At 67.4% G+C, this 4,725-nt stretch carries 4 protein-coding genes and 2 pseudogenes; 3 read left to right on the plus strand and 3 right to left on the minus strand.

Annotated elements, in window-relative coordinates; genetic code table 11:
* The 3 genes and pseudogenes from AD428_RS23015 to AD428_RS23025 form a co-directional block, all read right to left on the minus strand.
* Positions 1-191, minus strand: a pseudogene (locus tag AD428_RS23015) (aldehyde dehydrogenase); the annotation flags it as partial.
* 167 nt (positions 192-358) lie between these two features.
* A pseudogene (locus AD428_RS23020) lies at positions 359-1,347 on the minus strand (quinone oxidoreductase family protein).
* A 48-nt stretch (positions 1,348-1,395) separates the two neighbouring features.
* Positions 1,396-2,358, minus strand: a complete 963-nt coding sequence (locus tag AD428_RS23025) for a DMT family transporter (RefSeq protein ID WP_053246702.1) — start codon at positions 2,356-2,358, stop codon at positions 1,396-1,398.
* 60 nt (positions 2,359-2,418) lie between these two features.
* On the opposite strand from AD428_RS23025, the gene AD428_RS23030 reads away from it, so the two are divergent.
* The 3 genes from AD428_RS23030 to AD428_RS23040 all read left to right on the plus strand — a co-directional run.
* The gene (locus AD428_RS23030) at positions 2,419-3,303 is read left to right on the plus strand and encodes a DMT family transporter (protein ID WP_053246704.1); all 885 of its coding nucleotides are present in this window, start codon (positions 2,419-2,421) and stop codon (positions 3,301-3,303) included.
* Positions 3,304-3,335: 32 nt separating this feature from the next.
* Positions 3,336-3,827, plus strand: coding sequence for a MarR family winged helix-turn-helix transcriptional regulator (locus AD428_RS23035; protein ID WP_053246703.1), 492 nt, complete (start codon positions 3,336-3,338; stop codon positions 3,825-3,827).
* A gap of 126 nt (positions 3,828-3,953) precedes the next feature.
* Positions 3,954-4,725: TolC family protein (locus tag AD428_RS23040; RefSeq protein ID WP_160318619.1), on the plus strand; the 772-nt coding region annotated here is incomplete at its 3' end.

Consider the following 4,725-nt stretch of genomic DNA (forward strand, 5'->3'; position numbering starts at 1 on the left):
GCCCGCACCGCCAGGTCCACCTGCGCGGGGCCGGCGTCGGGCTGGTGCGCGATGACCCGGCCCGTGGCCGGGTCATACACGGGAATGGGCGCGCCCTCTCCCTGGCGCACCGGCTCGCCGTCGATGAGCATGTGCTCGCGGATAGCATCCAGTTCAGGGCGGCCGGAAGAAGATACGGAAGGCGTGGACATGCCGTTGCGCTCCATCTGCTAGGGTGCAGGCAGGATAGCAACGGCGGGCACGGCCGCGCTTGTCGGCGCGTGCATGGGAATTTGTCATTCTGAGCACGGCGGGCGCCGTGCGGGGAGAATGCGGCCGGACGCCCCACGACGGGGCCCGGCCGCGGACGGGCGCGCCGTCAGTCCAGCATCAGCACGGTCGCGCCGGTGGTCTTACGGCCCGCCAACGCGGTCTGGGCCTGGCCGGCCTCGCCCAGCGGGTAGCGCTGGTCGATGCGCACCTTGATTTTCTTCTTGAGCACGAGGTCGAACAGCTCCTTGGAGGCGGCCTGGAGCTTCTCGGGGGTGTTCACGTGGATGCCCAGCGACGGACGCGTGACGTACAGGCTGCCCTTCTGGTTGAGTATGCCCAGGTTGACGCCGGTGACGGGCCCGGAGGCGTTGCCGAAGCTCACCATCAGTCCGCGCGCTCGATGCAGTCGAGCGAGATTTCCCAGGTGTCCTTGCCCACGCCGTCGTACACCACGGGCACCTTCTTGCCGCCGGTCAGTTCGAGCACGCGCTCGACTACGTTCTCGCGCGAATAGTCGATGGTTTCCCACGCGCCGTTGGCGCGCGCGAGCGCGGCCTTTTCGGGGCTGGACACCGTGCCGATGAGCTTCACGCCCAGCGCCTTGGCCCATTGGCAGGCGATCAGGCCCACGCCGCCAGCGGCCGCGTGGAACAGGATGGTCTCGCCGCCCTGCAGGCGGTAGGTCTGGCGGAACAGGTACTGCACCGTCAGGCCCTTGAGCATGATGGCGGCGGCTTCGTCGAAGCCGATGCCCTTGGGCAGCTTGACGACCTGCGCGGCCGGCACGTTGCGCGCCTCGGCGTAGGCGCCGAGCGGGCTCTGGCCGTAGGCCACGCGGTCGCCCGCCTTGAGGTGGCGGACGTCGGCGCCCACCGCGGTGACCACGCCCGCCCCCTCGAAGCCCAGGCCGTGCGGCAGCGGATGGGGATACAAGCCCGTGCGGTAATAGATATCGATGAAGTTCAGCCCGGCCGCGTGCTGCCGGATCGTGACCTCGTTGGGTGCGGGCGGCGGCACTTCCACGTCCACGAGTTTCAGGACTTCGGGGCCGCCGTGCTGCTCGATACGGATTGCCTTGACGAGATTGCTGGCCATGCTGGCCTCCTTTCTTGGGTAATGAGTGCGAAACAACCGAAAACGGATTCAGCGCGCGGATGGCGCGCCGGACGGCTGGCGCGGGCCGCCCATCAACACGAAAACGCCGCCCAGCACGAGCACCGTGCCTGTCAATTGCCACATGGTGATGGGTTCGTCCAGGAACCAGGACGCCAGGAACAGCACCGATACCGGCCCCATCATGCCCAGCAGCGACGCCGTCGGCGCGCCGATGAGCGCCACCGCCCACATCAGCATGAACACCGGCGCCACCGTGTTCAGCGTGGCGTGTATGACCGAGTAGCCGTACACGCCCGCGGGTTGGATCAGCACCGAGGCCGGGTGCACCACGAAGAACTGCACGATACATGCCACGCAGGACACCAGCATGGCGTAGGCCACCAGGCGCGTGGCCCCGATGCGCTTGATGAGCTCGCCCGAGCAGATGAGATACACAGAATAGCTGAGCGCCGAACCGAAAACGAACAAAGACCCCACCAGCACCTCGGCGCCGCCGCCGAACGACAGGTCGTGCGCGAACACCAGCACCACCCCCGCATACGACAGCAGCATGGCCATCCATTGCCGGCGCTCCACGGGGCGCTTGAACCAGGCGGCGGAGATCAGCACCACCAGGGACGGCGAGAGGAACAGGATCAGGCGCTCCAGGCTGGCGGTGACATAGCGCAGCCCGAGGAAATCGAGGAAGCTCGACAGGTAATAACCCATGAGGCCCAGCACGCACACCTGCAGGCGTTCCTTGGGGGTCATGGTGACGATCTCGCCCCGCGCGGCCCGGCGCGATTGATGCCAGGCCACGGCGGCGAAGAAAGGCATGGCGAACAGCATGCGAAAAGCGATCAGCGTCACGGCGTCGATGCCGTAGCGGTAGGTGAACTTGACGATGATGGCCTTGGCCGAGAACAGGATGGCGCCCAGAGCCGCCAGCAGGAATCCGGCCGCGCGGTTGGAAAGACGTGAGACCGGAAGAAAACTGGCTTGGCGATTCATGCGATGATTTTAGATTCAGTGCAAAGTGAATTGCACACTTCCCCCGGTTTTTTCTCCTTCATGACTCGACAACGCGCCCTCACGCAAATCCACATCGCTGCCGTGCTCTTCGGGCTCACCGGCGTCTTCGGCGAACTGATCCAGGCGGGAGCCGCCGTCATCACGCTGGGCCGGGCCTGCTTTGCCGTCGTCGCGCTGGGCCTTTTCGCGCGGCTGCGCAGAAAGCCGCTGCTGGGCACGCTCACGCCCGCCCAGCTCTTCGTGCTGGTGCTGGCCGGCGCGCTGCTGGCGGCACACTGGGTCACCTTCTTCATCTCGGTCAAGGTGGGCGGCATCGCCATCGCCACGCTGGGCTTTGCCAGCTTCCCGGCCTTCATCACCCTTTTCGAGGGGCTGGTTTTCCGCGAGCGCGTGCGCCTGGCGGAATGGCTGCTGCTGGCCCTGGTGACAGCGGGGCTGGTGCTGGTGACGCCGTCTTTCGACCTGGCCGACAAAGGCACCATCGGACTGGCCTGGGGCCTGCTGTCCGGCCTGACCTTCGCGCTGCTGGCCATCTCCAACCGGCGCTCGGCCTCCGGCATGGACCCGATGCAGGTGGCCTGCTGGCAGAACCTGGTGGTCGCCCTGGTCATGCTGCCTTTCGCCACGTCCCAGTTGCCGCAGGCCCAGGCGCTCGACTGGCTCTGGCTCGCCCTGCTGGGCATTTTCTGCACCGGTCTTTCCCACTATCTCTTCGTCTCCAGCCTCACCCGGCTGAATGCGCGCAGCGCCGGGCTGGTCATCGCGCTGGAGCCGGTCTACGCCATTGCGTTCGCCTGGGCGCTTTTCAGCCAGCAGCCCACGGTGCGCATGATGGCGGGCGCCGCCCTCATCATCGCGGCCATCGTCTGGTCGGGCCTGCGCAAAAGCCCGCCGCCAGCGCCCCAGGCCGGCGCATCGCCTTGACAATATCTGCCTAGGCAGCTAAATTGCCGGGCATGAATCCCCCGCCTTCCCCGTCCTCGCCCGCCCCTTACCGCGTCGATGCACGCTGCGTCATGGAGGACAACCCGGGCTACATGATCAAGCAGGTCTACCATTCCATGAACCGGATGCTGGACCAGCAGATGGCCCCGCTGGACCTCACCGCCTCGCAATGGCGGCCCATCGCCATGGTATCCGTCGGGCGCGCCGACACGCCGGCCGAGCTCGCGCGCCTGAACGGCCTGGATACGGGCGCCATGACACGCACGCTCGACCGCCTCGAAGCCAAGGGGCTGCTGCGGCGCGTGCGGTGCCACGAAGACCGGCGCGTGGTGAAGATCGTACTGACCGACGAGGGCGAGGCCAAGGCGCGGCAGATCCCCGCCAACATCGCGCGCACGCTCAGCCTGCACTTGCGCGGCTTCACCGCCGACGAAGTCGCGCAGCTCATGCACTACCTGCGGCGCATGATCGCCAACGGGTCGGACGCCGGCCTGGCGCCCTAGGAGCCGTCGACACCGCCGCAAGTCCCCACGGCCCTGGCCGCAAGGGCTGCGCGTAGCGGCCCCATTTGGCATAATGCCTGCCTAGGCAAATACAGATCAATCAACCATATTCAGCATACCGTCAGGATGAAACGCCTTTTTTCTACCGCATTGGTGCTCGCTCTGAGCGGTTGCGCATTGATGGAGCCCGGCCCCGCCCCCGTGGAAAAGCTGGACGCCGCCCGCCTGGGCCTGGCCCGGCAGGACACGCAATGGCCGCAGGACCGCTGGTGGCAGCGCTATGGCGACGCCCAGCTCGACGCCTTGATGGACGAGGCGCTGGCCAGCAATCCGTCGATGAGCGCGGCACGGGCGCGGCTGGCGCAGGCGAACGCCGCCGTCAGTTCCGCGCGCGCCCCGCTCTTTCCGCGGGTGGACGCCGATTACCAGCTCACCCGCGAGCATCTGTCCAAGAACTACATCTACCCCGCGCCGCTGGGCGGCTCGGTGGTGAGCGACAACCGGCTGGCGCTGGATTTCAGCTACGAGCTGGATTTCTGGGGCAAGAACCGCTCGCTGCTGCAGGCGGCGGTGTCGCAGCAGCAGGCGGCGCAGGCCGACGCCCAGGCGGCGCGCAACGTGCTGGCCGGCGCCGTGGTGCGCGCCTACCTCAATCTGCAGAACGCCTTTGCGCAGCGCGACGTGCTGGAGCGCATCCTGCGCCAGCGCGCCGACGTGCTGCAGCTCACGAAAGATCGCTACGCCGCGGGGCTGGACACGCAGGTCGAAGTCAAGCAGGCCGAGTCTTCCCTGGCCGCCGGCAAGGTGGAACTGACCCAGAACCAGACCACGATCGCCCAGCTGCGCAACCAGGTCGCGGCGCTGGCCGGCGCCGGCCCGCAGCGCGGACAGTCGCTGG

It is taken from the genome of Achromobacter sp. DMS1 (assembly GCF_001270295.1).